Origin of the sequence: Enterobacter sp. IF2SW-B1, assembly GCF_001743375.1 — a bacterium.
Taxonomy (GTDB): Bacteria; Pseudomonadota; Gammaproteobacteria; order Enterobacterales; family Enterobacteriaceae; genus Enterobacter; species Enterobacter bugandensis.
This window is the reverse complement of sequence record NZ_MJAA01000001.1, coordinates 379653-404644: the sequence shown is the minus strand read 5'-3', so window position 1 is coordinate 404644 and position 24992 is coordinate 379653. Positions and strand designations below refer to the sequence as shown.

General features: G+C 45.8%; 26 protein-coding genes and 3 pseudogenes. 18 read left to right on the top strand and 11 right to left on the bottom strand.

Annotated elements, in window-relative coordinates; all coding sequences use genetic code 11:
• Positions 1-8: 8 nt before the first annotated feature.
• A complete protein-coding gene (locus A6013_RS01955) occupies positions 9-3281 on the top strand; it encodes a phage tail tape measure protein (RefSeq protein ID WP_069732445.1) in 3273 nt (1090 codons plus the stop codon).
• Positions 3282-3453: 172 nt separating this feature from the next.
• On the opposite strand, the gene A6013_RS01950 is transcribed toward A6013_RS01955, so the two are convergent.
• Positions 3454-3705, bottom strand: coding sequence for a hypothetical protein (locus A6013_RS01950; protein WP_069732444.1), 252 nt, complete (start codon positions 3703-3705; stop codon positions 3454-3456).
• Positions 3706-3857: 152 nt separating this feature from the next.
• On the opposite strand from A6013_RS01950, the gene A6013_RS01945 reads away from it, so the two are divergent.
• From A6013_RS01945 to A6013_RS24910, 6 genes are read left to right on the top strand one after another with little or no spacing between them, the layout of a single operon-like run.
• The gene (locus A6013_RS01945; RefSeq protein WP_069732443.1) at positions 3858-4451 is read left to right on the top strand and encodes a hypothetical protein; all 594 of its coding nucleotides are present in this window, start codon (positions 3858-3860) and stop codon (positions 4449-4451) included.
• Complete coding sequence (locus tag A6013_RS01940; protein WP_069732442.1) at positions 4451-5035, top strand: hypothetical protein; 585 nt, start codon at positions 4451-4453, stop codon at positions 5033-5035. Before A6013_RS01945 ends, A6013_RS01940 begins: the two co-directional genes overlap by 1 nt.
• A 6-nt stretch (positions 5036-5041) precedes the next feature.
• The gene (locus A6013_RS01935; protein ID WP_069732441.1) at positions 5042-5440 is read left to right on the top strand and encodes a hypothetical protein; all 399 of its coding nucleotides are present in this window, start codon (positions 5042-5044) and stop codon (positions 5438-5440) included.
• Positions 5440-8157, top strand: a complete 2718-nt coding sequence (locus A6013_RS01930; RefSeq protein ID WP_069732440.1) for a DUF1983 domain-containing protein — start codon at positions 5440-5442, stop codon at positions 8155-8157. The genes A6013_RS01935 and A6013_RS01930 overlap by 1 nt, the downstream gene beginning before the upstream one ends.
• A gap of 2 nt (positions 8158-8159) precedes the next feature.
• Positions 8160-9113: a DUF6453 family protein gene (locus A6013_RS01925; RefSeq protein ID WP_069732439.1), complete on the top strand. Its 954-nt coding sequence runs from the start codon at positions 8160-8162 to the stop codon at positions 9111-9113.
• Positions 9114-9160: 47 nt separating this feature from the next.
• Positions 9161-10333, top strand: coding sequence for a tail fiber domain-containing protein (locus A6013_RS24910; protein ID WP_083264145.1), 1173 nt, complete (start codon positions 9161-9163; stop codon positions 10331-10333).
• A 168-nt stretch (positions 10334-10501) separates the two neighbouring features.
• On the opposite strand, the gene A6013_RS01915 is transcribed toward A6013_RS24910, so the two are convergent.
• From A6013_RS01915 to A6013_RS01905, 3 genes are all read right to left on the bottom strand, one after another.
• A complete protein-coding gene (locus A6013_RS01915) occupies positions 10502-11053 on the bottom strand; it encodes a hypothetical protein (protein WP_069732438.1) in 552 nt (183 codons plus the stop codon).
• Positions 11054-11572 carry a Panacea domain-containing protein gene (locus A6013_RS01910; protein WP_069732437.1) on the bottom strand — a complete coding sequence of 173 codons (519 nt, stop codon included), beginning with the start codon at positions 11570-11572 and terminating at the stop codon, positions 11054-11056.
• A gap of 259 nt (positions 11573-11831) precedes the next feature.
• Complete coding sequence (locus A6013_RS01905) at positions 11832-12071, bottom strand: DinI family protein (protein ID WP_069732436.1); 240 nt, start codon at positions 12069-12071, stop codon at positions 11832-11834.
• Between the two features lie 86 nt (positions 12072-12157).
• Here A6013_RS01905 and A6013_RS01900 point away from each other — a divergent pair, with 86 nt between their 5' ends.
• Both A6013_RS01900 and A6013_RS01895 read left to right on the top strand, forming a co-directional pair.
• On the top strand, positions 12158-12397 hold the full coding sequence (locus A6013_RS01900) for a hypothetical protein (RefSeq protein WP_069732435.1): 240 nt from the start codon (positions 12158-12160) through the stop codon (positions 12395-12397).
• Positions 12397-12717: a hypothetical protein gene (locus tag A6013_RS01895; protein WP_069732434.1), complete on the top strand. Its 321-nt coding sequence runs from the start codon at positions 12397-12399 to the stop codon at positions 12715-12717. Before A6013_RS01900 ends, A6013_RS01895 begins: the two co-directional genes overlap by 1 nt.
• A 147-nt stretch (positions 12718-12864) precedes the next feature.
• Here A6013_RS01895 and A6013_RS26645 read toward each other — a convergent pair whose 3' ends face one another.
• Entirely contained in the window at positions 12865-13161 is a 297-nt protein-coding gene (locus tag A6013_RS26645; protein WP_127348507.1) for a hypothetical protein, read from the bottom strand.
• 130 nt (positions 13162-13291) lie between these two features.
• Here A6013_RS26645 and A6013_RS24905 point away from each other — a divergent pair.
• The 3 genes and pseudogenes from A6013_RS24905 to A6013_RS27855 form a co-directional block, all read left to right on the top strand.
• Positions 13292-13459: pseudogene (locus A6013_RS24905) on the top strand (isocitrate/isopropylmalate family dehydrogenase); the annotation flags it as partial.
• Positions 13460-13858: 399 nt separating this feature from the next.
• Entirely contained in the window at positions 13859-14341 is a 483-nt protein-coding gene (locus tag A6013_RS01890) for an outer membrane beta-barrel protein (RefSeq protein ID WP_069732433.1), read from the top strand.
• 5 nt (positions 14342-14346) lie between these two features.
• Positions 14347-14895: a response regulator transcription factor gene (locus A6013_RS27855; RefSeq protein WP_083264146.1), complete on the top strand. Its 549-nt coding sequence runs from the start codon at positions 14347-14349 to the stop codon at positions 14893-14895.
• A gap of 142 nt (positions 14896-15037) precedes the next feature.
• Here A6013_RS27855 and A6013_RS01880 read toward each other — a convergent pair whose 3' ends face one another.
• Positions 15038-15637, bottom strand: coding sequence for a helix-turn-helix domain-containing protein (locus tag A6013_RS01880; RefSeq protein ID WP_059355532.1), 600 nt, complete (start codon positions 15635-15637; stop codon positions 15038-15040).
• 570 nt (positions 15638-16207) lie between these two features.
• Here A6013_RS01880 and A6013_RS01870 point away from each other — a divergent pair.
• A complete protein-coding gene (locus tag A6013_RS01870; RefSeq protein WP_248035098.1) occupies positions 16208-17509 on the top strand; it encodes a polysaccharide biosynthesis protein in 1302 nt (433 codons plus the stop codon).
• A 157-nt stretch (positions 17510-17666) separates the two neighbouring features.
• On the opposite strand, the pseudogene A6013_RS01865 reads toward A6013_RS01870, so the two are convergent.
• Together A6013_RS01865 and A6013_RS01860 are read right to left on the bottom strand one after the other, a co-directional pair.
• Positions 17667-17942 (bottom strand): annotated as a pseudogene (locus A6013_RS01865) (integrase); the annotation flags it as partial.
• Positions 17943-18034: 92 nt separating this feature from the next.
• Entirely contained in the window at positions 18035-18706 is a 672-nt protein-coding gene (locus tag A6013_RS01860) for an SOS response-associated peptidase (protein ID WP_069732429.1), read from the bottom strand.
• A 239-nt stretch (positions 18707-18945) separates the two neighbouring features.
• Here A6013_RS01860 and A6013_RS24900 point away from each other — a divergent pair.
• The 3 genes and pseudogenes from A6013_RS24900 to A6013_RS01850 all read left to right on the top strand — a co-directional run.
• Positions 18946-19098 (top strand): annotated as a pseudogene (locus A6013_RS24900) (isocitrate/isopropylmalate family dehydrogenase); the annotation flags it as partial.
• 77 nt (positions 19099-19175) lie between these two features.
• Positions 19176-19523 (top strand): DUF1304 domain-containing protein, encoded by a 348-nt coding sequence (locus A6013_RS01855; protein ID WP_028012754.1) that lies wholly within the window; start codon positions 19176-19178, stop codon positions 19521-19523.
• A gap of 69 nt (positions 19524-19592) precedes the next feature.
• A complete protein-coding gene (locus A6013_RS01850) occupies positions 19593-19838 on the top strand; it encodes a DUF2543 family protein (protein WP_028012755.1) in 246 nt (81 codons plus the stop codon).
• 1 nt (position 19839) lies between these two features.
• On the opposite strand, the gene A6013_RS01845 is transcribed toward A6013_RS01850, so the two are convergent.
• The gene (locus A6013_RS01845; RefSeq protein ID WP_028012756.1) at positions 19840-21339 is read right to left on the bottom strand and encodes an EAL domain-containing protein; all 1500 of its coding nucleotides are present in this window, start codon (positions 21337-21339) and stop codon (positions 19840-19842) included.
• A gap of 172 nt (positions 21340-21511) precedes the next feature.
• Between A6013_RS01845 and A6013_RS01840 the strand changes: the two genes are divergently transcribed.
• Positions 21512-22996: a sensor domain-containing diguanylate cyclase gene (locus tag A6013_RS01840; protein WP_248035100.1), complete on the top strand. Its 1485-nt coding sequence runs from the start codon at positions 21512-21514 to the stop codon at positions 22994-22996.
• 278 nt (positions 22997-23274) lie between these two features.
• Positions 23275-23523: a GlsB/YeaQ/YmgE family stress response membrane protein gene (locus tag A6013_RS01835; protein ID WP_028012758.1), complete on the top strand. Its 249-nt coding sequence runs from the start codon at positions 23275-23277 to the stop codon at positions 23521-23523.
• Positions 23524-23649: 126 nt separating this feature from the next.
• On the opposite strand, the gene A6013_RS26640 is transcribed toward A6013_RS01835, so the two are convergent.
• Together A6013_RS26640 and A6013_RS01830 are read right to left on the bottom strand one after the other, a co-directional pair.
• The gene (locus A6013_RS26640; RefSeq protein WP_014883431.1) at positions 23650-23748 is read right to left on the bottom strand and encodes a YoaK family small membrane protein; all 99 of its coding nucleotides are present in this window, start codon (positions 23746-23748) and stop codon (positions 23650-23652) included.
• Positions 23749-23793: 45 nt separating this feature from the next.
• The gene (locus tag A6013_RS01830) at positions 23794-24813 is read right to left on the bottom strand and encodes a sensor domain-containing diguanylate cyclase (protein ID WP_063437681.1); all 1020 of its coding nucleotides are present in this window, start codon (positions 24811-24813) and stop codon (positions 23794-23796) included.
• Positions 24814-24992 lie beyond the last annotated feature (179 nt).

Here is a 24992-nt window from a genome sequence, read left to right as displayed (position 1 = left end):
GTGAAAATATGGCTACGTTGCGCGAACTGATCATCAAAATATCTGCAAACTCCCAGTCATTCCAGTCAGAAATCTCTCGTGCTTCAAGAATGGGTAATGACTATTACCGGGTAATGCAGACCGGAGGACGCCAAGCGGCCGCAGCTTCGCGGGAGACTCAGCGCGCCTTGGCTGAGGTAACTAGTCAAATAAACACCGCGAAGGCCTCAGCACTGGGAATGGCAGGTGCATTTGCTGGAGCATTTGCAACTGGTCATCTTATATCGCTGGCGGATGAATGGAGCTCTGTTAATGCCAGGCTAAAGCAGGCTTCCCAGTCGTCTGATGATTTCACGGAGTCTCAGCGCGCGCTGATGGATATTAGCCAACGAACCGGAACCGCCTTCTCTGATAATGCGAGTCTGTTTGCGCGTTCCGCCGCATCGATGCGTGAATACGGATACAGTTCGCAGCAAGTTCTGGATGTAACCGAGGCCATTTCTACTGGACTAAAGTTATCCGGCGCCAGCACGGCAGAAGCAAGTTCTGTTATCACCCAGTTTAGTCAGGCATTAGCACAGGGCGTGCTGCGGGGCGAGGAATTCAACTCTGTTAACGAAAACGGTGATCGAGTTATCCGTGCGCTGGCCGCTGGGATGGGTGTCGCTCGTAAAGATCTGAAGGCAATGGCCGATCAGGGGATGCTAACCGCAGATAAAGTTGTCCCGGCCCTGATAAGTCAACTTGGCACTATGCGTGGTGAATTTGAGGCAATGCCGCAGACCGTTTCTGCTGCCACAACGAAAATCGAAAATGCTTTCATGGCATGGGTAGGTGGTGCTAATGAAGCCACTGGTGCGACAAGTACTCTTGTTGCTGTATTGAATACAGTTTCTGACAATATCGACACTGTGGCTACGGCTGCCGGAGCTTTGGCTGCAATAGGTGGAGCTCGCTATCTTGGAGGGATGTTTGGCGATCTTGGGAACCAGACGGCGCAATTAATAGATGCCAGAAAGAACGAAATTGCGCTCGCATCTGCCAGGGCTGAATCTGCTACTCAATCAAAACGAAAGGCGGCTGCAGATGCAATTGCTGCCGAGCGTGCTTATCAGCTCTCGCTATCCGAGCTTGAACTTGCAAAAAACACAAATGCAGAAGCGATAGCTACACAAAATTCTATTGCCAAACGGCGCGCAATGATAGCCGCCAATGCTACTCTCGTTCAGTCAAATAGAGCAGTATCAGCGTCGCAAGAAGCACTCAACCGATCAACATCGGTAATGAATTTGTTCAAATCTGGCGCTACGGGTCTTTTGTCGTTAGTTGGTGGTTTGCCAGGAATTTTAATGTTGGGTGCTGGGGCGTGGTACACGATGTATCAACGTCAAGAACAAGCCAGGGAATCTGCAATCCAATATGCGGACACAATCGAGCAGGTAAGAGATAATCTGAAATCAATGTCTCAGACGCAGATATCCGCCAACCTTGGACAGGCGAATATTTCACTTGATGCTCAGAATAGTGCGATTGAACAGCAGAAGCAGAAAGTTGCTGAATTATCCAATCAACTTTATAACGCAAAATTAGCGGCCAATTCTGCTTCAGAAGGAACATGGCTGTATAACGATGCGGTTGAGAAAGCTGCAGACTTTGCTTCAGAACTTGCGGTTGAGGAAGGCCGACTTGAGCAAATGCTCAATAAAAGAAAGCAAACACAACAGTTAATAAACGACATAACTGATCAGGCTATAAATAAAACAGTAGAAATGGCTGGCGCCGTCAGTTCTCTTACAGAGATGTATGACCGGCTGAACAATGTTTCCAGACAGTCTACAGCAGTGTCCCCACCAAAATATGCAGGACCTGTACTTCCTGCGCTTGATAATAAGCAGCAGCAAGCCATAGACAAGGCGCAGCGACAGCTTGAGTTATCCGGCCTTAAGGGATTGGACAAAACCCGTAGGCAGGCGGAATTTGATGCATCTGACCTTAATCTCCCGGCTGGTTGGCGTGAGAAGTATGTCAGCATGGAAGTTGAGTCTGCCAGGCAGTTGCAAGCAATTCGTGACTCCAGCCGCCATAAGGGCGGGAAATCCGAGGCTGAAAAAACAGCTGATACCTATGACAAGCTGATCAAACAGCAGAAAGAGCAGATCGCGCTGGCAGGTCAGAATACCGAACTGGCAAAACTGAAATACCAGGTGAGCCAGGGGGAACTGGCGACTCTTACAGAGGCCCAGAAACAAACTCTGCTGCAAAATGCTGCACTTATTGATCAGCGGAAAATTAGGGAACAACTGGCGGCGTATGAAGCAAACCTTTCCGATGCTAACGCCAGCGCACGCGCATCAAACCAGGCTGAACTCACTGGGTACGGTCAGGGTAGTCGTATGCGTGAGCGTATGCAGGAAATGCTGCGTATCAGGGAGGAATTTCAGCAGAAAAACGTTGACCTTCAGCGCCAGTATCAGACCGGTGATATCTCTGAGGAATTGTATCGTCAGGAGCTGGCACTGAATAAACGTTATCTCGATGAACGCTTACGCGATCAGGAGAGTTTCTACGCTGCGTCTGATGCCCAAAGAAGTGACTGGGCTGCTGGGATGCGGGAGGGTTTTGCTAACTGGGTAGATACTGCTTCCGATTATGCCTCACAGTCAGCAGACCTGGTGAACAATACCATGTCTGGGCTGGTGGGGAATATTTCTGAAGCGCTGGCCGGTAACAAAGTTGACTGGGAGGACTGGTCAAAATCGGTACTGGCATCCATGCAGAAAATTATCCTGAACGCGATGATCGTCAATTCGCTGCAGTCTTCTATGGGCGGCGGTGGATTCCTGGGCGGATTGTTTGGTGGCTCTGCTGGCGGGTCCACACCGTCTGGTTCTTACAACTCTGCGGCATCAGGTCTTCAGCTCAACGCTAAGGGGGACGCTTACGCTTCCGCCAGCCTCAGTGCTTACAGTAACAGCATTGTCAGATCACCGACATACTTTGCTTTTGCGAAAGGCGCTGGGCTGATGGGGGAGGCTGGCCCGGAAGCCATCATGCCACTCACACGCTCTGCGGATGGTTCGCTAGGTGTTCGGGTAACCGGGGCGCAAACCTCACCGGCGGGAAGTGGTGAAATCCATATCACCCAGCATATCAATGTTTCTGGTAACGGTGACGCCGCGCTCAATCGGGCCATGCAGGAAGCCGCGCGTCAGGGAGCTGCTGACGGTGCTAAAAAAGCGCGCCAGGACATGCTGAGTGATTTTCAGACCAACGGTCAGGCCAGGAGGATGCTCGGCGTTTAATGGTACTTATTGTCTTATTAATGAGCCGAAAGGCAGGCGTAATTTATGAAGCCAAAAAAGAAAGATAATGAAAGCAGGAAAGATTATATAATTGCTGATAATACGACCTGCAAAAAACAGGTCGTGGTCATGCAAATTAAAAAAGACCGTATTCTAATTTCAGAAAATGGTATCAGCCTTCTTTGTTTGTCAGCGTTTTGACCATGGCTCCTAGTTGAGCAAAGGCCAACTGAGTCTTTTCGTTCCCGGCGTTTTGTTCATAAACCCTATCAAGGTTTTTCAGAAGTTCATGACCAAACCCTGGGATATGGTCATCAAGCGTTCTAGCTAAAACTGCATAAGCAGCGCTATGGACGTAAATAACAGTTTTGTCGTCAGGAAGCTCTGTTCCCGCTGATAGCGATTTTTCAAAGTTGTAATTCATATAATTTCCTTTAAGAGGTTATCAACCATCCCTCCTGGTTAAGTTCGACAGCGTCCCACCGCTGTCGGGCTGAGTTTCCAACATAACCAGGTATTTAAATCAGTAACATCCTGATAAACGATCAGTATATTCAACATCGGGAGTAATTAAGAATGGCTGTGCTTGAATGGCCTGAAGATGTATGTCCGTCGTCACTGACGTGGCGGCCGGAAAGTAACACAAAAACATTTCGTTCCCCGTTTAATGGTGCATCACAGACCGTCCGTTTCCCCGGCACCCGCTGGATCTGCTCCCTGACGTTTAGCAACCTTACAGATGATAAATCCCGGCGCATCGATGCGCTGGTGGCCGATCTGGATGGTGAATATGGCAGGGTGAAGATCAGAGACTGGGGGCGGGGGGGCAGAACGCCAGCCGGAAATCCGGTGGTTTCTGACGCGAACCAGAGCGGTACGCAGCTCGGCAGTAAGGGCTGGACACCCGGCACACTGGTACTGCGCACCGGTGATTACTTTACCGTTAATGACGAGCTAAAGATGGTCACCGCTGATGTGACCAGCACAGCTGCAGGAACTGCCGTTATTCCCTTTGCGCCTATGCTGCGCGCCTCTCCCCCGGCTAACGGGAAAATCGAAGTCGCTAAGCCATACGGCATTTTCAAGCTGAAGGATAACCAGCAGGGGGCTGGTAATCGCGTGCCGGGCGTTTTTACCAGCTATACGCTGGAATTTGAGGAGGCTTTCTGATGCTGTATTCCCCGTTTTCTGATTCGATGGTGGACTGGCTATCCCGCGACAGGGTTACCGCCGTGCTGGCGGCTAATGTCCAGTTTGAGTCCGGTACCGCCTACGTGCATTCCGGTACCGGCACGCTGGTGCTGGGCGGTTATGTCTATTACGGCATGGGAACAATGGGCGCCATCGACGATGTGGGCGAAACCAACACGACAAGCCCGACTCAGCTCAGGATGACGCTGTCAGGGCTGGATATGTCGCTGTTTGCTAAAACGCTCAATGAGCGCTGTGTGGGAAGGCCAGCGGAGCTGTATCTGGTGGCGATGGATGATAACGGCGTCGTTCAGGTTGCAGACCTGATTTTTAAGGGGAAGATTTCCGGCACCGGGGCAACGGCAGGTGAAACGAATGCCCTGCAGTACACCGTCAGTAATATTTTTGAGGACTGGCAGCGACCGTTCCCGGACCGCTATACCGATGAGTCACACCAGGCCACCCAGCCAGGCGACCGCATATTTCGTTACGTCGCGCAGATGGCAGAACGTTCAATTTACTGGGGCAGCAAAAAAGATGCACCAGGGTTTACCTATTCGTGAGGAAGCATGAAGCATCCAGACTGGCATAACAGATTAATCGCCGTGATAAGGGCCGCTGAAAAGCGGCCTTTTTTATGGGGCGAACATGACTGCTGCCTGTTTGCGGCAGATTGTGCGGAAGCGATGACCGGGGATAATTTCGCCTACGGCTGGCGCGGGACCTACGACAGCGAAACGGGCGCAAAAAAGGCGCTGCTGCGCGGCGGCGGCTCTCTTGAAAAGGTTCTGGGTAAATACCTCGATGAAGTGCCGGTGAAGATGGCCCAGCGTGGCGATATCGCGGTTGTAGAAAATGCCGGAACCCGATGCGCCGGCGTGATTTACGGCGGTGCTGTATGGATGCCAGGTGAAACAGGTCTGGTTTGCCTGCGCGTCAAACCGTTGAGTACATGGAGGGTTCGCTGATGCCTGCTGCAATTCCTATCATCGCGACGGTAGCCGCTGGCGCCGCAGCAGCCAATGGAGCCTACGCTATCGCAATGGCAATCACCATTGCCGCTCAGGTCGCCACACAGATGATGACGAAGAAGCCATCACTGGGGTCTTACCGTGATACTGCAGAACGTAAGCAGGTGCTGCGCGCGGCTGCCAGCCCTAAAACGGTTGTCTACGGCAGGACGGTGTCTGCCGGCACTCTGTTTTTCGCAGAAGAACAGTCTGGCGATCAGACTGATGGCGAATGGGTTCACCTTGCCATTACCCTGGCGGGGCACCCAATTTCAGGCACAGGCACCATTTACCTGGGCGATGATGATATCGGCTCGTATGGCGAGAGCGCCACGTATGAAGTGCATATAGACCGCCAGACAGCAGATCCGTTTATGCTGGCAAATTGCCCGTCGTGGAAAGATGACATGATCGGCAAGGGGATTTCCTGGCTGCGTCTGTCTCTGAAATACAACGCAGAGAAATTCCCGTCCGGCATCCCGAACGTGAAGGTTGAGAAGACGGGCCGGAAAGTATACGACCCGCGCACCGGCCGCACGGAGTACAGCAACAATCTGGCGCTGTGTGTGCTGGACTATTACCGGAGTTACCTGAAAGTCGCTGATGCTGATATTAACTGGGATCAGTTTCAGGAGGCGGCCAACATCTGCGACGAGCTGGTGACAAACGGCGACGGCACGACGGAAAAACGCTACACGCTGAACGGAGAATTTGACCTCAGCGAAAATAAAGCGAGCATTCTTGAGGCTATGCTGACAGCGGGCGCAGCAGAGCCAACCTACATCGCCGGTAAACATGGCATCCTCGTTGGCGCGTATTATGGCCCCGCAACCGAAGTTATTACCGAGAGTCAGCTGGCCGGTGATATCGAGATCATGCCTGAGGTGTCACAGTCAGAGCGAGTGAACACCATTAGCGGTACGTTTGTCGATCCTAAACAGACCTACTCTGAAGCCGATTTTCCCTCGGTATCTGTCAGCGAGTGGGTAACCGAAGACGGCGTGGAGATATCGCAGGATCTTAAGCTGCGTTTCGTTACGTCTGAATTTCAGGCTCAGCGCCTGGCGGACATCAAGCTCAAGCGGACCCGCATTTCTCGCACAATGAATCTCACGCTGAACCTCAGTGGGTACCGGTACCGCCCCGGTATGTACGTAAAAGTTAATTTTCCCTCGCTTGGGATCGTTAACGTTGAGATGCGCGTGACCGACTGGAAATTTGGCGTGCAGAACGGCGTGCAGATCACGCTGAAGCAGGAAACCGCTGACGTGTGGGGTGATGCCATTGGTAAGCCGATCGAGCGTCCTGATTTTACCCAACTCCCTCCTGGTGGAGTGGCTCAGCCTCAGAACCTGCGATACACCGTAGAGGAAATAGGTCAGGTGGTGCAGGGCGTGCTTTCCTGGCAGAACATCGGGCAGTTTGTCTATAACCAGGTTGTCATTCGCAGGAACGGGCAGCCAGTGATGACAGCGCAGGTTCCCGGCTCATTCACGCGGTTAACTGGACTGCTGCAGGACACTTACACTGCGCACGTCACCGCGGTTAATCAGATGGGTGCATCTTCGCCCGAGGCATATCTGGAATTCAGCATTCAGGCACCGCCACCGCCGTCTGGTGTTACGGTAGAGCAGGCATTTTTTGCTGTGATGCTTATTCCCCGCCTGGCAGCCGTCACGAACGTTTCAACCCAATTCGATTTCTGGACGTCTGGCGAGCAGCCGCTTGCCAACACAGATACGGCGAACGTGGAGGCCGGAGCCACGCGCGCGGGTATTGGCACGACGTGGACAAGCCACAACCTGAAAAACGGACATACCTATTACTGGTACATCAGAACCATCAATGCGTTCGGTACGTCTGCTTTCGTCGAGGTAGCCGCGCTGTGCCAGACGGAAACCGGAGAGCTGATCGACATCATTGATGATGCCGTGCGTGACTCTGACGCTTTCAAAAATGTTGCTGAAGGCGTGGACATCAACCTTGAAGCAGCAATGCAGAATGCCCTAGCTAATCACGGTACGGTTGAACATCAGTACCAGCAATATGGGGAAGTCCGAGCTGATATTCTGGTAGTAAAAACCACAGTAGCTACAGCTCAGCAGGGGCTCTCTGATTTATCCACCTACGTACAGGCGCAGATTGGTCCAAATGGGCAGTTAACGGCTGCTGTGAATGAAAAAATGACTGCCGAAGTCACAGACAACGGTTCTGCTAAAGCTTCATACACGCTGAACCTTGGCATTATACGAAACGGCATTAAGTACAACACCGGCTTTGGGATGTCCATAGAACCTTCAGGTTCTTCATACAAATCAACGGTAGTCTTTGCTGCCGATCAGTTTGGTATCTACTCGGGAAGCGATCCGGGTAATTACCAGGCTGCATTTTTTGTCTATAACGGTCAGGTATTCATCCGTGATGCCTTTATCCAGGACGGCAGCATTACTAACGCGAAGATAGGTAATTACATCCGTTCATCAAACTATGTGGCTGGTCCTAGTGGCGCAGGGTGGAACATTGATAAATCAGGTAACTGTGAGCTGCACGGCGCGCTGTATGCCGCCAGCGGTAATTTTGCTTTCACCGGGAATGGTAATGGCGTCACTATTGACGGAAGGGGCGTAAGAATTGATCTCGGTGGTGGGAACCTGATTGTTCTTGGAGAGTGGTGACAATGCCAAAAGGATTACGAATTACCTATGATGATGGCGGACCTGCAATGGAGATTACTGCCGGTCTGCGTTGCCCTTCTTTTTGCCAGAACCTCAGCGAAGCATGGGATGTTAACCAGTACACGATTAATCAGCGCGTGGATGGCAGCCAGATTGTCGTTATCCCACGCAATACGGTTTACAAACTTAACAGGGGTACAAACCTCATTCCCACCATCGGAATGCTGGATGGATTTACCGTATCAGGTAACACCATCACCATGAATACCTGGTGGAGTGATAACTGGAACCAGAAAAAAACCTTTGATGCCTCGATCTGGCAAATTCTTCCAGCCTCGTCTGGCAGAGGGCTGCTCATTAAGGACAGCACTGATTTCCTCTCAATCACCGATGCCACTATGTCGGGCTATTGCGTGTGGCGGGGCACAGTAACTTTCACCGGGAGCTGGGCGACGCCGACGACAAATATCTCACGTGATCGCTACATGGTATTCGCCAAATGGAGTGCCGATAACGTCACCATCGAGTTTGACGGCTCAAACATTCTTGCGACGATAGATCATGCTGGCCTCGATCAGGCCGCGACCGTCACCATGCAGATCGCGATTTTTGCCAGTGGTGTAAGCCCGACACCTGGAAGGGGACTGAATATCATTAAAGGCGGTGTTTGTGTGTTCTCTACCACCCGCAGGCCATTCGTCTACCGAAACCAAACCTACGCGCCTTCATGGTCAAATACCGATATTGGTGAGGGCATGATACTGCTCGGGCGATATGGCTATAACAGCGAGGTCTACACAGGCTGGGACTATCTGAAATGGGCCGGACTTATTCGTAATGGAAATCTGGTGCGCGCAGGGAGGGGTAGAAATGCCGCTTCGTGGACATCGCAATACAGCGTCGTAGGGCGAAGGCTGACAAGTCTTACCATCCCCGTCATTGATGCAATTTACTGACAACCCGCTTCGGCGGGTTTTTTAATATCTAAATGCAGGAGTCCATTATGTCAGCAGGCACCATCAACCTGACGAACGGGTCCGCTGTTGTCGGCGGTACCGGAACTTCATTCACCTCAGATCTGGCCGCTGGTGATTTCATCGTTTCGACTGTGGGAGGTGTACCTTATACGCTGCCTGTTAAATCGGTAGAGAGCAATACCCAACTGACGCTGGTCAGCATATTTACCGGGCCGACGCAATCCGGTGCTGCCTGGTCAGCCGTTCCCCGCGTAGCGCTCAACATGGTAACGGCTGCACTGGTGGCTCAAAGTGCTGAAGCGCTACGGGGTCTGAACTACGACAAACAAAACTGGCAACAGGTTTTCAGTGCGGCTGGAAACATTACGGTGAAGCTGCCAGACGGCACTACATTCACTGGACCTTCATGGAATTATCTTTCTACGCAGTTTGGAAACAAGCTTAATACTTCAGGCGGTACGCTTACAGGTCAGCTTAACCTGAGAGGTGCACCAATCTCGGCTGATGCTAACTCAGTGATTTCAGCTAATGGTGGTCTTGATGTTGATATGGGTAAAGGCTTTGCGCTGAAAGGAAAAGTACAACAGGGGGAGGGAAAAGATAACAATATCCTGAGTGTTTCAGGTGATGGAAATACGGGTGCTACAGGATTTGTAGGCGCGTTTCAGTATAACTGGTATGCAGACGGATGGATTGCAGGGATAACTCGCGGTTCAGGTACCAATACGCTTACATACTCCATCTACTACAACGGCGCATCTTATGGCACCGGTTCAAAACTGTGGAGTTTTAATTACGATGGCTCTGCCACTTCTCAGGGCGCCTGGGTTAATGGTTCTGACGAGCGTCACAAGTCGAATATTGAGCCGGTAGCGCAACCCCTTGCTGCAGTACTCTATTTGCGCGGGGTCACGTATGATATTCAGGATGGAGAGCGTGGCGTTGGCCTTATTGCTCAGGATGTAGAAAAGTGGTGTCCTGATGCTGTCAAAACATACGGAGACCGCAAGTTTAGCGACGGTACGGTGATTGAGAATTTTAAGTTTCTTGATACATCAGGCGTGGCTGCCGCGTACCATACTGAAGCAATCAAAGAACTCTTCAACCTGGTGGAGTTGGTGCTTAACGATCCGGAAAAAGCTCGTGACGTCATTAACGCTGTGAAAATTGCCTCTGAGCTTAGCCAGTCAGGTTCGTAAATAATATATGCAGGCACCGGGCGAGGAAACCGCCTCCCGTCGTATGCAGAAACGGGAGGCGGCTGGTTACTCAGTGTTCATGCCCAAGCAATTGTAGGAGATATTATCCTAGAGAAAGTTAAAGACCAAGTTGGCGCATTGAAAAAAATTTACGCACCAGTATACATCTTATTTTTTTTCAGCCTTTTCCACTGTCTTGTCCGCTTCTTTGTCTTCTTTTTCTGAGGAAGGGAAAAGATTTCTCATCACAATTATGAATACTGCAACGATATTTACTGTAACCCCAGTAATCAAAGCGATCAAAACGGGATCGGCTAACTCAAATTTTGAAGTGAGTTTGAAGTTAAGTGACTCTATTGTAAGGTTTTTGTAACCAGAAAGTAGAAGTATGACAAAGAAAAAAACTGACCAAAGCCATACAAATTTATATGCCTTAGACGCATAAATTTTTCTCATCTTATTGTTCTGCTTTTGGCGCCTTACTTGGCCTTTAAGCAGTTTTCGTTTAAGTTTAGAAAATTTTGCGTCGGATAAAACCGCTGCCTTTTTTATTTCAGCTAACGATTCTGGATCTGGAGCTGCTTGCGCTTCATAGTCTTCTTGCTCTTCCTGAACCATTTCGTCAGAAGAGGAGTCAATTACTGGCTCCTCTTCTTTCTGATTATTTTTCGCTTGAGCTAAGCGAGTATAAAAAGAACCAGACTTATCCTTGTCAGACATTTAATCGATCTTTAATTTCTTAATGGTCGTTTCTTTGATGATGTCGTTCGGGATAACAAACTCCCTCACGCCGCCGTCGCAATGTAACTTGCGAGTTACTGCCCATGCGGAACCTTGCTCATGGGTTAAATTAGATAAGTATGTAGCTGTTCTATTGCCATAAGTATCTAATATCGCATTAATAATCGCGTTGGCATGCTCATCATTCTTAGGCAGCTTAGGGATAACATATTTAATATCGAATACATCATCGCTATCTAAACCTTCAAATTCGGTACCGAGAGAAGTGATGTTTCTGGAACCGTATGATTTAAACTCATGATAGACAGAATCTATCACAGGGCCATACTTCCACGCTTTTACAGGTTCTTTAATCAGAGGTTTTCCAGACAACGCAAGCATCCAAGAATGTGCAAAAAAAACAAGTTTTTGCAATTTCATAGGAGAAAGGTCACGGATACCTCTTTCGTTCGCCTTCTCAATGAAGGCATTTGCAACAGCGATAGCTGAGTAAGCCATTTTTTGCCTCCTTATGCTGTATGAATTACCAGTTGTCTTTGGGAGATTTTACCGTATTGGTAACCTTTAGTACATATTAATAAGTTTACAGCTTGTAGTCACTCAAAATCAGATAGGATGTTTATCCAAAAGTGTGTTTATGATGGTAGAAAATTTTGGTTTTAATGGTTTTTGCATCAAAAAACACCAGCTGGTGATGTTTTTTCATTTTTCAACCCTATATGTAGGGTATGACTCACTTTTTCAAGTTCGCGCTTAGCTAATCGGACACCAGCCACATATCGGCCTCTTCAAACATCTCCTCCAGCATGCGGTTCAGCTTTTCCCGATCGCTTTTGCTGGCATCACTATTCAAGCCGTTCGCCTGCATCGGCTTCACCTTCACTTCAGCATGAGGGAAAATCTGGTGCACCCGCTTCGTCAACTCGGCCAGAATAATTTCTCTGGCCCCTTCGAGCCCCTCTACATTTCGCTTGTCATAAACCAACTCAACGAACATCACTCTCCATCCTTGCTGACTTGATCTGGTGAAACAAAAATACTACTGTATATGCATACAGTCAATGATCAAGTGAGGGTGCTGCTATGCCTCGCCAATATGATATTCACGTAGCTTTTTTAGCCTCTATAGAACAGAATCCAAAGGGCTACCTTTGCCTAAAAACAAACAAATTCATCAATAATTTGCGCGAGAAGAACTGGCATTTCAGCCAGGCAGACGCTAACGCATGGATTAAGAGATACCAGCCTGATTTTGCTGATAAGACGACGGATGGCAGTGATAACCGTTACTGGATCTTGCGTAATATGGGGAGGGTATTCTGATGGGCTTTCCTTCACCAGCAATGGATTACCAAGAACAACGGTTAACCATCGAGCTGTTATGCGGAATTGATGGAAACTGCAGGGTAATAGAAACGTCATGCGGTTGGGCTGTCATTAACGTTGCCATGAGGCCAGAGCAGGGAGATACGCTACTGGTAAGAATGGATAACAGGAACGAGTTTGCAAAGCTTTACGGGGCGGCATTGATAACTGAAGAGGGTGAAGCGATCGAAGGCGATGCGCTGGATGACGTAGAGGTTTTTGGCGTCCTAACGCATAGTCTTAACAGGGTTGGTAACGATGATTGCCCGGCAATTTAAAGCAGGCTTCAACCATCATTTCACCATCTTTTCGCCATCACAATTTAACGGCAACAAAAAACCAGCCGTAAAAGGCTGGTTTTGATAATAATTTTGGTCGGCACGAGAGGATTTGATTCTCCGCCCCCCGACACCACATGACAGCGTTTACTCAAACTGAAGAAAGGTTTGCCCTTTGTGCTGAGTAATGAGCAAAGTCGGATTTTCTTCGCACCCTTCGCAAGTGAAATAAATTTTCAATCCATCCCTTCTGGCTGATGGGTTTCCTTCCATCGAACGATTGATAGTCACATCGGATCCATCAACAACTACGTGGTTACCTTCTCGTGCATCCTCTGCACGGTCAAAAATTTCATATTTGTATTGGTGCAGATAAGTACCCTTGCAATGAGGGCAGCAAAGAAGGTGTTCGAAAGAAGTACTTAGAAGGAGATCGCCAGTCATTTCATTCCCCAAAACTAAAAACAATGATAGTGGTATCAGCAAGTTAGCACATGGCGTTAATGTCGTAAAATGAAACAAAGATTGTTGATAATTGTCTGTAAAAGCAGTAGCTTAAGTAAAGCTCAAACATGTAATGCTGCGCCATATGGAATGGTTCGAAGCCGCAGACCTGATCGTCAAAGGTATGGAAGGCGCGATCAACGCGAAAACCGTAACTTACGATTTCGAACGTCTGATGGAAGGCGCTAAGCTGCTGAAATGCTCAGAGTTTGGCGACGCGATTATCGCGAACATGTAATCCACTCGCTGGGTTAAGCACGAACGGGAGCCGATAGGTTCCCGTTTTTATTATTTGTTTTCGAACGGTTATCAAAAATTTATCAAAAAAGGTTAACAAAACCCTCTCTTTAGCTGATGTAATTCCCTGCTCCTCCCTCATCAGCCATAACAATTTCACGCATGGCATATTATTCACTTTAAGTGATTGATCGTTTTACTGCCCTAAGTATTAGGAATGAAAAATCTGGTTACCCTGACCTTAAATTCCTTCATCTGGGATGACGGTTTAGTGCTCACAACCTTACCTAATATACAAAAATAAACATTCTATTATGCTATTAAAACTTTTGCATGTGTATTTATATGCTGGTAACACTATTTTATCTCTGTATATTTAAAGTGAATATATGGAGGAAATATGAATAAATTTAATCTTGCAGCTGTTTGTGTTTTATTTAGCACTATTGCAACGCCTGTATTTGCTAGTAATTCAGTATCTATGAATTATGCGCTAGGCAAAGAAAATGGGGCGGAAATGATGCATGGCGTAAATGTAATGTTTAAACACGATATGAATAATTTCGCTCTGGTCGCATCAGGTACTTATATACAGAACACAACTGGAGCTGGGGAAGCATATTTAAAAAACAAATATGCATCTATTATGCCCGGGATAGCCTTTAACATCACACAAGACATAAGTTTATATGGGCTTGCTGGTCTTTCTTGTGGTTCAAAAATGAAACCCAATCAAAGCCATGAGATTTATGGAGGTGCTTTTGGTGCTGGTTTGTTTTACGACCTAACAGACCACATTCAATTAAATTCAGGATATGAACTTGGCATTGTTGATAAAAAAGAAGTGAATACTTTCATCATTGGTATAGGCTATTTGTTCTGACTTTCATGGTGAATAAAATGTTTTCAAAAAAAATAATAAGAATATACGTTATTACTGATAACTATTTTTTATATCATGGCATCAGGGAACTTATTGAGGATTCGAAGGTTTTTAAATCTTATACATACTGCATTGAACAAACATCGAAACTTCCGACCCTAATCTTTTATCACAAGTACCATACGCAAGACATTATTATCACAGATAACTATTTACATTGCTATGCAGTGTCAAAATATAGACCAGAAAAAACTTTGATTTTGCCATGTAATTATGACCTAGATAAATATATTGAATGTTTTAATGACTTAACAAACCAAAGTTACTTCTTCGATGAAATTTGTTTTAAAAAACTTTCAGAAAAAGAGACTCTTCTTTTTACTTTGTTTTCTGAAGGAACAACGGATGATAAAATTGCAATTATGCTTAACATAACCAAAAAAACAATAAGTTCTCATCGGCGAAATATTTTGCAAAAGTTAAATTTAAAGAATAGACATGAACTGTATATGTATGCTTTGGCAACAAAAGAAGGTCTATATGAACATGTTTAATGTGGTCTCTATATTAGCTATAATGGTATTGATTCCAATTGCAATCTATTGTTTTTATGCTAATTATCGCATCAATGAAAAGAAGAGAATTGCATCAGAGACAACACCATTATGGCGAAAAATTTTCCTGCCCCCTAAATGATTAATATTTTAGTGGTAGGTTTTTAATGTTTAAAAGTTTTCCTCTGTGAATATTAATATAACCCCCATCATGGAGGTCTTTTAATACTTTATTTAATGAGCTACGAGAAATTGTGCTTCTAGACAAAATGAACTTAAATACAGAAATTTGAGTTCTTTCATTCTCTGGTAGCTCCCATATAGATTCTAAGTTATTTTTTATAATGTCGTAGGCATTTTTTGATGAAAATCTCTGATCTCTTTTGAAAAAGTTTAAAGTAATTTCACAAGTCATTAAAAAAAAATGTTTCCACAAATTATTACTATCAGCCAAACTATCTAATTCTTTAGCTGGAATTGCTGTGAAAGTTGCATCCGTTGAAGCTCGAAAATAATGATAATCATCCTTTTCGAACATGAAGATTATACCTAAAATATAAGGTGCATATACAGTGAATATTACAATGTCGTCTGCTTTTCTATAAATGTCTACTCTGCCTTCAGTGAGAAAGTATACATGTGGTTTATTATTAAGCGTGAAGTTTATTCGTTGTCCATTTGACGCATAAATGCGCATGAATTTGTTAGATCCTTCAACAATCTCTAAGATATGGTTGAACATGATTTGATGCCTCTGCTACTAATTTCATTCTTAAAGTTTGATGTTAGGTAATCATATAATCTTTCTGGAAGATGGCAAGTTTAAATTTAAGCATGTTTTTGTGTAATTCTACATAATTTATTTAGTTTTTTTATGTATCAAATCATCATGAGTTAGTGCTGTGAACATTAAAATTTATCAACCTATCATACTTCATAGTCGACCACGATGGTGGTTTTGTGTTAACTGAGCTTCGTATATATTGTTAATAAAGTATATGGCAAGGAACTTTGATATAACAATCATATATCCGTACTTGTGTTAAATAAGCATTTTTAATAATGAAACCTCAAATTCTCTATATTTAATTATTTAATGCCATACAATGATTATGTTTTTAGGTTGGTTTTTTATTTAGTCTTAAAACGAGGGTTGAATATGTTGATTATATTTATATGTATTGTATTACTGTTGTTGGGTGCTGTTTGGTATTATATCCGATTATATAAAGATAGTATGGATGTAAATAAATTCATCGATTTACTTTATAAAGATGATGAAGAGAATTAAACTTTAAATGAGGTTGAGTAAGTGTTGACTAAAACTCAAAAAAATTTCTTTTGGATGGTAACAGAAAAATCAATTGGCGTAGTTGGTCTTTTCCTCATAAATGCTTTAGTCGCTAAATATTTGGGGCCTATTATAATTGGGCAAATAGCAATAGCTACTGCTATTTTCCAAATTATTCAAGTTGGCGGAGTTTTTGGTAGCGATAGTATTTTTTACAAAAGAATAAACACTAACTTGATGGGCGGCATTCAATTAATGATGCCTATATTTATATTGAGAAGTATAATTTATATGTTTTTTGCAAGTGCTTGTATTATGCTTTTAAATGCGAGCCTGGATTTAACAGGTATGATACTAGTGCTGTCAATATGTTTAGCTTATTATTTTTACACCATTGACACTTATACAAGTTTTAATGAGTCATTACTGAACTCTAGAGTAAATGCCCTTGCAAACGTAACAGGCCTTATTTCAGGTTTAGTAATTAGGTCATTAATGGTTGAATATAAAGTACAGGCTATCTATTTTGGATTGCCGCTTGTAATAATAAGTGCCGTTCCTTATTTTATTAAGTTATACTTATTCCATCGAGAATATAAAATTACAGGAGCAATGAAATATAAAATTTTAAGAAGACGTTTTTTTTATCTGAGTTATGCTGGTAGCATTCTCGTTATTCCTTCGATCATTGCATCAATTTATTCGAGATTGAATGTAATTGTAATCTCGTGTTTGTATGGTAATCATGATGTAGGTATATATTCGGTTTCTCAAACTCTTGCTACTAGTTGGAGTTTCATTTTGTTATCGTTATTAACTTCTTGCCTACCATCAATATTTAGAGAAAAAAATAATTCAAAAATAATTAACTTAGGGGCAAGGATTCACTTAAATATAATTTTATTGTCAATCCCAGTAATATTGGCAATGACATTCGTGATAAACTATGTGATTCTTTGGATATACGGAGTAGCGTATAAAGGATCAATAACACCCTGCATTTTATTATGCTTTGCTACATTGCTGTCGACACTTGGTATGGCTTCGTCAAAAATCATTATTAAGTATTCTGGATATAAATTCTTACTATATAAAACTATATTCATATTGGTTTTGAGTATAGTTCTTTCTTATTTTCTTTCTCTCAAGTTCGGGTTGATTGGCGCTGCCTCAGCGGTGATCATCACAGAAGTTTTTTCTCTAACTGTCATTAATTATATGTTTATGCAAGGTTTTATATTGTTAGTGCATATAGAGATGTTAAAAATTATTTACGTAAGAATGCGGACTTTTTTTTGTGTCCTCAAATTAGATAAAAGCTGATTGACCACAGCCTAAAATCATTGAGTGGAATTAAGTAGGGAAGCTTTTATTATGTTCATGGATAAATGAAGGTGAACTTTAAAAGTAATAAAATGGCATAATCTTTTTTAGTTAAAGGGGATTTTTATTAAAAAAATATAAAGGAGCACTTGCTCCTTTATAGAAAAATCTTAACCCAACCTTTTCCACGATCATCGTGATACCGGGCTGTCTGATTAGGCGATTTATGTCCCAGCAATTTTTGAGTATCGATACCTTGAGCTTTATAAAGACGTTCTGATAAAGATCGTTGTTCATCGAAAGTAGCTGGTGTGCCATCACCCCAATCAATTTCTGCTTTATCACGAGCTTTGCTGAAATTCATTGTTATTGTGTTCGACTTTACTTGTGCACCTCTTTCTGCCATTGAGGTCGCTCGGAAGAAGTGGATTAGGATTAGCGTGTTAGTAACGCGCATTAATTGTACAAACAGTTTTGTACTTCCGCTCCTCGCTCATTTCGGACGTGCTTGGTTTCTTTTACCTTTTATTGTGCTGCCTCGATTAGCTCCGGTCCCTGATTCTTCACGTTACTCACAGCGTGCGTAACTGCGTGCCAGATCAACTTGTTAGCGGGTACAGCCCCATCGACCGCTATATCCTCAGCTTCTTTTCCGCCTATATCCTGGCGCATCCACTCCCGGGCAGCTTCCGGTGAAAGAACAAGTGGACGGCGGTCGTGGATATCGACTAGGCCTTTATCAGCTTCAGACGTCACTATCAGAAAACCTTCTGCTTCATCGCCGCGTTCGAAAGGCGTGCTGCCGATCGCCGCCATAAATATGGGTTGGCCGTCAGCACGGTGAATGAAGTAGGGCTGTTTGTTGTTGCCTTCCTTCTTCCATTCGAACCAGCCATCAGCAAAACAGATAGCCCGGCCATGCTGCCACAAAGGTTTAAACATTCTGCTGCCGGCCCCATTTTCGACGTGCGCGTTAATCAGTGGCGGCTTATTCCACCACTCTGGCGCGTAACCCCAGAACAATGGATCGAGATGCAGTTGATCATCACGTTCACTAAGCAGTAGGACTTTTGTACCGGGAGCGACGTTGTAGCGTCCAATTGGTTCCGGGTCAAATGCAATGTCGCGGTCAGCTTCATTGGCTAGATAAGCCAAGTATTCTTCACGAGTTTGGGCTTGTGCAAAACGTCCGCACATAGAAACCTCCAGCCAAGTGTCAAACTCAAAGTATAGGGGAGGGAGAGAAGGAGGATCGCAGCGAACCCATTAAGAAATTAATTAATAAAGCCAAAAGTAGTTATCAAAACCCAAAAATCATTATAACTAATCAATAGGTTAGCTTTTAGTCAATAAAGTGTGATGAACGCGACAAATATGAATTTTTAACTGAAAAATCAATGCATCATGATTGATTTAATGAAATACTACTGTGTTATATGGAATTGTTCGAAGCCGCAGACCTGATCGTGAAGGGTATGGAAGGCGCGATCAACGCGAAAACCGTAACGTACGATTTCGAACGTCTGATGGAAGGCGCTAAGCTGCTGAAATGTTCAGAGTTTGGCGACGCGATTATCGCGAACATGTAATCCAGATTCTGGGTTAAACAAGAGCGGGGGCCTGAGGGTTCCCGTTTTTTTTGCTTCTGCCTGCAGGAAATAACACGATGCTCGCTACTGTTCTTATCGCTGTCGTTGCATTCATCCATATCTACATTCTTGTGCTGGAAATGTTTCTGTGGAACACCAGAACGGGGCACAAGGCCTTTAATCTGCGTCCCGATTTTGCGCGCGATACCCGCGTGCTGGCCGCGAATCAGGGGCTGTATAATGGTTTTCTGGCTGCGGGTCTGCTCTGGAGCCTCTGGCTTGGTGAAAAGGGTATATCTGTGGCCATCTTCTTCCTGACCTGCGTGTTGATTGCCGGACTCTTTGGCGCAGCGACCGCCAGCCGAAAGATACTGTACGTTCAGGCCATACCTGCTCTTGCAGCCCTGCTTGCCCTGCTTATCTGACGCAACGCGTTGGTTAACCGTACGTCGTCGGATATACTTGTGGCTTCACCCTCAAAGGTTAACGCTGTTATGAATAACGAAATCCCACTGAAGTATTATGACATCGTCGAAGAGTACGCGACGGAAGCCACAAAGCCCGTGAGTGAGTCAGAGCAGGACTCGCTGGCGCATTATTTCCAGCTGCTTCTCACGCGTTTGTCGAATAATGAGGAGATCGATGAGGAAGCTCAGCAGGAGATGGCGCGTGAAGCCGGGGTTCGTGCCGAACGTATTGATGATATTGCGAACTTTCTCAATCAGTGGGGAAACGAGTAACCTACCGCGCGATCCCAGCGAGTCGCTTCGCAAGCTCGCTTCGGGTGACGGATTTTGAGAAATACCATCCCTGAATCAGCGCCTCGGGGTATCTTTCAGCAATAAAGCGATACTGTATTTCGCTCTCTACGCCTTCGAAAACAAGCGTTTTATTCAGTTTTGCGAGGGCGTCGCTAAAAATGACAAAAATGTTCTGCTTGTAATGTTCACTGATGCCATCGACCAGCGACTTGTCGATTTTGATCTCATCATATTCAAGCAGCGAAAGCCTTGCCAGGTTTGAGTTTTGCACCCCGAAGTCATCAATGGATATTCTCACGCCAAGGTTTTTTAAATCCTTGCAGAAATCTTCCAGAATATTCCCCGTTGAAATGGCTTTTTCAGAAAGCTCGATTTTGATCAGAGAGAGCGGAATGTTATTAGCTAAACAGCTACGGCGCAAAATGCTGATAAACTGTCCGTCTTCAATTTCCGTTCGGCCAACATTGAGCGAAACAACCAGATGATATTTAATAATAAGTGGCGCGATATCCGAAAGGGATTTTTGGAGAATATTAATATAGTAATTTTTATACAGGCCAATTTTTTTGATTAATGGAATAAACAGTTCCGGGGAGACGTCACCGTATCTTGCGTCACGCCATCTCGACAAGACCTCCACACCTACAATTTTTTTATCCTCAATCCGAACAATGGGCTGGTAATGAACGCCGATAGTATTAGTGATAACAGCTTTGACCAGCGTCCGCTCCAGGGAGAACCGGTCCTCGTTGAGTCGAAAGAAAAAGAGCGTTATCGCAATCCAGATAAAACATAAAATGACCGCGAGAACGATAAATACAACGGGAGATAACGAGGCCAGTCCCGCGTTGTGATGCTTCACAATGACGCACAAATCCCACGTGGTGCTGCACCGGGTGAGGGTCAGGGTAAACAAGGAGGAATTCAGTTCGCTCTGTTGGTTTAATTCAGGCGTAGCCGAAAAAAACGTTCTGCTTAAGTCCCTGGTGGTGGTGCTCAGAGAATAGCTCTCCGTAACCGGGGTGAATTTATCGTAAGCATAGCGGGAGGTGAAGATAATGTGATTATTATAGATGGCCGCATTGCCGGTAAAAAAATCTTTTCTCGAAAATTGCGCGAGGAGAAATCCTCTGGGCGTTTCATGGAGCTCTTCAGGAAGCGGGACAGGATTAACGAGTTTACCCCAAAAAGCGGTACAGACTATTTTTCCCTTTTCAATAAAACCGACGTCAGCGACATAGCGGCTTTCGAGCTTGACCTGCCGGTAGCGATCGAGGCTGTCTCTGTCGCATCCCTGTGTGGTCAGGTTTTTGAGCGTCTGCGCCATGCTCTGGGTCAGACTTTCTGAATGCTGTAAAAGGGTTCGGGAAATCTCAAGCTGTTTGCTTTTCTGCTGGCTCCCGATAACTGCATTAACCGCAAAAAGAGACAGGAAGACCAGAAACGCTGAAACGATAGTAACGGCAATGATCTTTTTCATTTTCCAGATACCCTGTCCGCTCCCTCATCTCTCAAATCTTATCACAGGCAGTGCAAGCTACAAGCCTGATAATAACGGCAGCCGTTATGCTTAAGTGCAATTTGTTTTCCTCTTAACCTGAGCTTTGTTACAGTGACAAGAGTTGTCAGCCAGGGATGCCAGGCGTGATAAGGTGGAAAAGCTCGTGCATGTGAAAAATACTTTTTACACAACAACCATTACCGTCATCATTGTCTCATTGATTGTTTCATTGTCGCTTGCCGTCCAGATTGCCACGTCCCGACAGCAGTCAATTCAGCAAATCAATACCAGCGTTGCCAACCTGAGCCATACCCTTAACGTCTACACGGAAGGGATCATTCGCCAAAGTGAAATGTTGATTACCACCGTTTCCGACACAATCGAAATTTATGGTATGACCCCCCAACAGGCGATCAATATTCAGCGAATGATAAGCAATCAGGATAATCTTCTTACTCAGATTAATAATGTGGTTGTCTATGATGCGCATGGGGATATCTTCACTGCATTGCACAAAAATTTTGCGGGCCCCCATAATGGCACGGACAGGGCATTTTTTGTCTATCACAAGGAAAATAAAAGTCAGCAGATTTATATTGGTGAGCCGGTGATAAGCAGAACCAATGGTAAATGGGTTATTACTCTTAGCCGACGCCTTGAAACCCACACCGGTGCATTTAACGGTGTTGTGGTGGTGACGCTGGGTATCGAAAATTTTCTGGCACTTTATGGACAGATTAATATTGGTCACGCGGGCGTTATTGGTTTAACGACGCAAGCAGGCGTTTTACTGATTCGTTATCCCTTTAAAAATAACTATATCGGTACGATTTTTTCTGACTCACCTCTCTTCAGAAAATACCTCAAGGTACAAAATACAGGGATAGCCAGCTCTGTCTCCAGGTTTGATAAAATCGAACGCATTTATGCCTATGAGAAAAACAGGCGCTACGGACTGGTTACGACGGTAGCGGTAAGCATTGATGAAGCCCTTTCACCGTGGCGCAAGCAGGCGATTCAGCTTGCCGCACTTATTTTGGTGTTTACCGCGACGCTCATCGTGGCGTCCTGTTTCCTCTATTCCGACTTATCCAGAAAAGCACGGGATAACAAAGCGCTAAAGATTATTGCCTCGGAGGATGCGCTGACAGGGCTTTATAACAGGCGCATCTTTGATGAAAAAATCCTCTCGGTAATTGCGGCGTGTGCGGCAAAGGACGCGCCGGTTTCGCTGCTCCTTGTGGATGTGGACTACTTCAAAAAGTACAACGATAACTACGGTCATCCGGAAGGGGACAGATGCCTGGCGTTGCTGGGAAACTGCCTCAGGGAAAGTCTCACTCGCGACAACCAGATTGTGGCGCGCTATGGCGGGGAGGAGTTTGCGCTGATTTTGCCTGAAACGGATATCCAGGAGGCGCTCCGCCTTGCGCAGACGATTATTCGCTATGTTTTCTCTCAGCAAATTGAACACGCGTTTAGCCCCTTCGGGCGGGTCACGGTAAGCGTAGGGGTCTCCAGTGCGCGTGCTGTCAACATCGCGGGTAGCCAGCAGAATATTATTAATGCTGCCGACCAGGCGCTCTATCAGGCAAAACGCGGCGGGCGCAACCGGCACGCTTTCGTTGGGGCTTGATCAAAAAAAAGCCCACTCATGAGTGGGCAAGAAATACTGGAAGCAATGTGAGCAATGTCGTACTGAATACCTGAGTGTTTATCTCAACTATTCAGTGTTGAGAAAGATAATCTTTCTCAACAAAAGATGCAACCCCACAGTTCTTGTGGAAGGGCATGTTGATGAAGAAATGCGCAGACTCTCTCTGTGAGGCTTATCACAAATTTCCTTTCTCAGATCCTGTGCTATCCTTTTTGTGTCGTTGATTTAATGACAAAAACCATACAGAGAGGAAAGTTATGGGAATTTTATCCTGGATTATCTTTGGGCTTATTGCGGGTATTCTGGCGAAGTGGATCATGCCGGGCAAAGATGGCGGTGGGTTTATCGTCACCATAATACTGGGTATTGTCGGCGCGGTAGTCGGCGGTTGGATCAGTACGCTGTTCGGTTTTGGTAAAGTCGATGGCTTTAACTTCGGCAGTTTCGCGGTCGCGGTGATCGGCGCGCTGGTTGTGCTGTTTATCTACAGAAAGATCAAAAGCTAATACTGAAGCGTTAAAAAGGCTGCCATATGGCGGCCTTTTTACGTAACGGGTTTACCACCAGCCAAATTGCGTGCCGGCAAACGCCACGACGGCAACGATCAACATAATGAGGGTGGTTTTTCTCATTTATGCCCCCGGAGCAGCGTAACCACCGACAAAAAACCACGCCAGAAATACCACCGCCGTTATAAAAATAACGACCGGGAAGAGGATCCCTATTCTCATATCATCACCTGTTTCGGTTTTTACAACGCCGTAGAGTGTACGGGGTTAATCCATCGCGAGAAAGCCTGTTTTGCTTTTTCCTTTCTTATCCTGATACATCGCGATATCCGCGGCACGTAACGCACTGTCCGGATCGGTTACGCCGGGATCCACTTCGATAACGCCGAGGCTGGCGCCAGGATAAATGATGCTGATGCTACCCAGCCAGTATTCCCCCGCAATTCGGGCGCTGAGGCGCGTTCTGAGAAGGTGAATTTGCTCCTCATTCTCGACGTTGCTCAGAGTGGCCACCAGAAACTCATCGCCGCCCAGCCGGCCGATGATATCGTCCTGCTGTTTTTCTGCGGTCAAACGCTTGCCCACTTCAATCAGGAACTGGTCGCCTGCTTCATGCCCGTATCGATCGTTAATCAGTTTAAAATCATCCAGATCGATAAAGGCAATGATGGCGTTACGTTTCAGATGCCGTGCCAGAGAAAACAGGGTCGTTAAATCCTCAAAAATGGCGCGACGATTGGGCAGACCGGTCAGAGCATCGGTATAGGAGTGTGCAATGAGGGCCGCATTGGCTTCACGAAGCTGGGTGACCAGAGACTCTTTTTGAATGTACTGACCGATCAACCCGGCGAAAAGTTTTAATATCTGTTCACCGCGTTCGCTGAGCGGTTTCTTTGCCGTACTGGTGGCGCAGAGCGTACCGTAAAGTGAGCCATCGGCAAGATGCACTGGGATGCTCATGTAAGTGGTAATGCCGAGCGCTTTAGCCGCTTCACACTCCGGCCAACGTTCGGGGACATCGTTACTGAATAATGTGTCGCTATCCAGCGCGCGCTTACACAGCGTTTCATCCCATGGCACGCTTAACCCTTCCGGGATAGTCATCTGCTTGCTGTTTCGGGCATAGAGGATATGCTGCAGCCGGGCTGTTATATCCACCTTCGTCAGATACGTCGACTCCATGTCGGTGACGATTTCCAGCATCTCCAGCAGCTGACGAACGAGGCTTTCAAGGGATTGCTCGGTGGCAAGGGTTTCTGAAACGCGAGCGAGGATAAGATCCGACATGACGTAGAATGACTCCCAGGCAGAAGACGTCTGCATCTGCATGTTATGCTGAATTTTTAGGCTTCCGGCATAGTAAAACATGAATATAGAAAATTTAATATATGCAGAGGTAGGCAGCAGGCGGGAAAAAAAGCCCCGTTGTTGAGAACGGGGCAAAGACATCTTGATTACGGAATGAT

What these genes read in the sequence shown, in the direction of transcription:
- A6013_RS01930 (WP_069732440.1), top strand. Translation starts at nt 5,440, where the DNA reads ATGCCTGCTGCAATTCCTATCATCGCGACGGTAGCCGCTGGCGCCGCA.
- A6013_RS27855 (WP_083264146.1), top strand. Translation starts at nt 14,347, where the DNA reads ATGGTGAATAAAATGTTTTCAAAAAAAATAATAAGAATATACGTTATT.
- A6013_RS01890 (WP_069732433.1), top strand. Translation starts at nt 13,859, where the DNA reads ATGAATAAATTTAATCTTGCAGCTGTTTGTGTTTTATTTAGCACTATT.
- A6013_RS01955 (WP_069732445.1), top strand. Translation starts at nt 9, where the DNA reads ATGGCTACGTTGCGCGAACTGATCATCAAAATATCTGCAAACTCCCAG.
- A6013_RS01935 (WP_069732441.1), top strand. Translation starts at nt 5,042, where the DNA reads ATGAAGCATCCAGACTGGCATAACAGATTAATCGCCGTGATAAGGGCC.
- A6013_RS01835 (WP_028012758.1), top strand. Translation starts at nt 23,275, where the DNA reads ATGGGAATTTTATCCTGGATTATCTTTGGGCTTATTGCGGGTATTCTG.
- A6013_RS01855 (WP_028012754.1), top strand. Translation starts at nt 19,176, where the DNA reads ATGCTCGCTACTGTTCTTATCGCTGTCGTTGCATTCATCCATATCTAC.
- A6013_RS01945 (WP_069732443.1), top strand. Translation starts at nt 3,858, where the DNA reads ATGGCTGTGCTTGAATGGCCTGAAGATGTATGTCCGTCGTCACTGACG.
- A6013_RS01915 (WP_069732438.1), bottom strand. Translation starts at nt 11,053, where the DNA reads ATGTCTGACAAGGATAAGTCTGGTTCTTTTTATACTCGCTTAGCTCAA.
- A6013_RS01895 (WP_069732434.1), top strand. Translation starts at nt 12,397, where the DNA reads ATGGGCTTTCCTTCACCAGCAATGGATTACCAAGAACAACGGTTAACC.
- A6013_RS01845 (WP_028012756.1), bottom strand. Translation starts at nt 21,339, where the DNA reads ATGAAAAAGATCATTGCCGTTACTATCGTTTCAGCGTTTCTGGTCTTC.
- A6013_RS26645 (WP_127348507.1), bottom strand. Translation starts at nt 13,161, where the DNA reads ATGACTGGCGATCTCCTTCTAAGTACTTCTTTCGAACACCTTCTTTGC.
- A6013_RS01940 (WP_069732442.1), top strand. Translation starts at nt 4,451, where the DNA reads ATGCTGTATTCCCCGTTTTCTGATTCGATGGTGGACTGGCTATCCCGC.
- A6013_RS01905 (WP_069732436.1), bottom strand. Translation starts at nt 12,071, where the DNA reads ATGTTCGTTGAGTTGGTTTATGACAAGCGAAATGTAGAGGGGCTCGAA.
- A6013_RS01860 (WP_069732429.1), bottom strand. Translation starts at nt 18,706, where the DNA reads ATGTGCGGACGTTTTGCACAAGCCCAAACTCGTGAAGAATACTTGGCT.
- A6013_RS01950 (WP_069732444.1), bottom strand. Translation starts at nt 3,705, where the DNA reads ATGAATTACAACTTTGAAAAATCGCTATCAGCGGGAACAGAGCTTCCT.
- A6013_RS01900 (WP_069732435.1), top strand. Translation starts at nt 12,158, where the DNA reads ATGCCTCGCCAATATGATATTCACGTAGCTTTTTTAGCCTCTATAGAA.
- A6013_RS01910 (WP_069732437.1), bottom strand. Translation starts at nt 11,572, where the DNA reads ATGGCTTACTCAGCTATCGCTGTTGCAAATGCCTTCATTGAGAAGGCG.
- A6013_RS26640 (WP_014883431.1), bottom strand. Translation starts at nt 23,748, where the DNA reads ATGAGAATAGGGATCCTCTTCCCGGTCGTTATTTTTATAACGGCGGTG.
- A6013_RS24910 (WP_083264145.1), top strand. Translation starts at nt 9,161, where the DNA reads ATGTCAGCAGGCACCATCAACCTGACGAACGGGTCCGCTGTTGTCGGC.
- A6013_RS01925 (WP_069732439.1), top strand. Translation starts at nt 8,160, where the DNA reads ATGCCAAAAGGATTACGAATTACCTATGATGATGGCGGACCTGCAATG.
- A6013_RS01830 (WP_063437681.1), bottom strand. Translation starts at nt 24,813, where the DNA reads ATGTCGGATCTTATCCTCGCTCGCGTTTCAGAAACCCTTGCCACCGAG.
- A6013_RS01850 (WP_028012755.1), top strand. Translation starts at nt 19,593, where the DNA reads ATGAATAACGAAATCCCACTGAAGTATTATGACATCGTCGAAGAGTAC.
- A6013_RS01880 (WP_059355532.1), bottom strand. Translation starts at nt 15,637, where the DNA reads ATGTTCAACCATATCTTAGAGATTGTTGAAGGATCTAACAAATTCATG.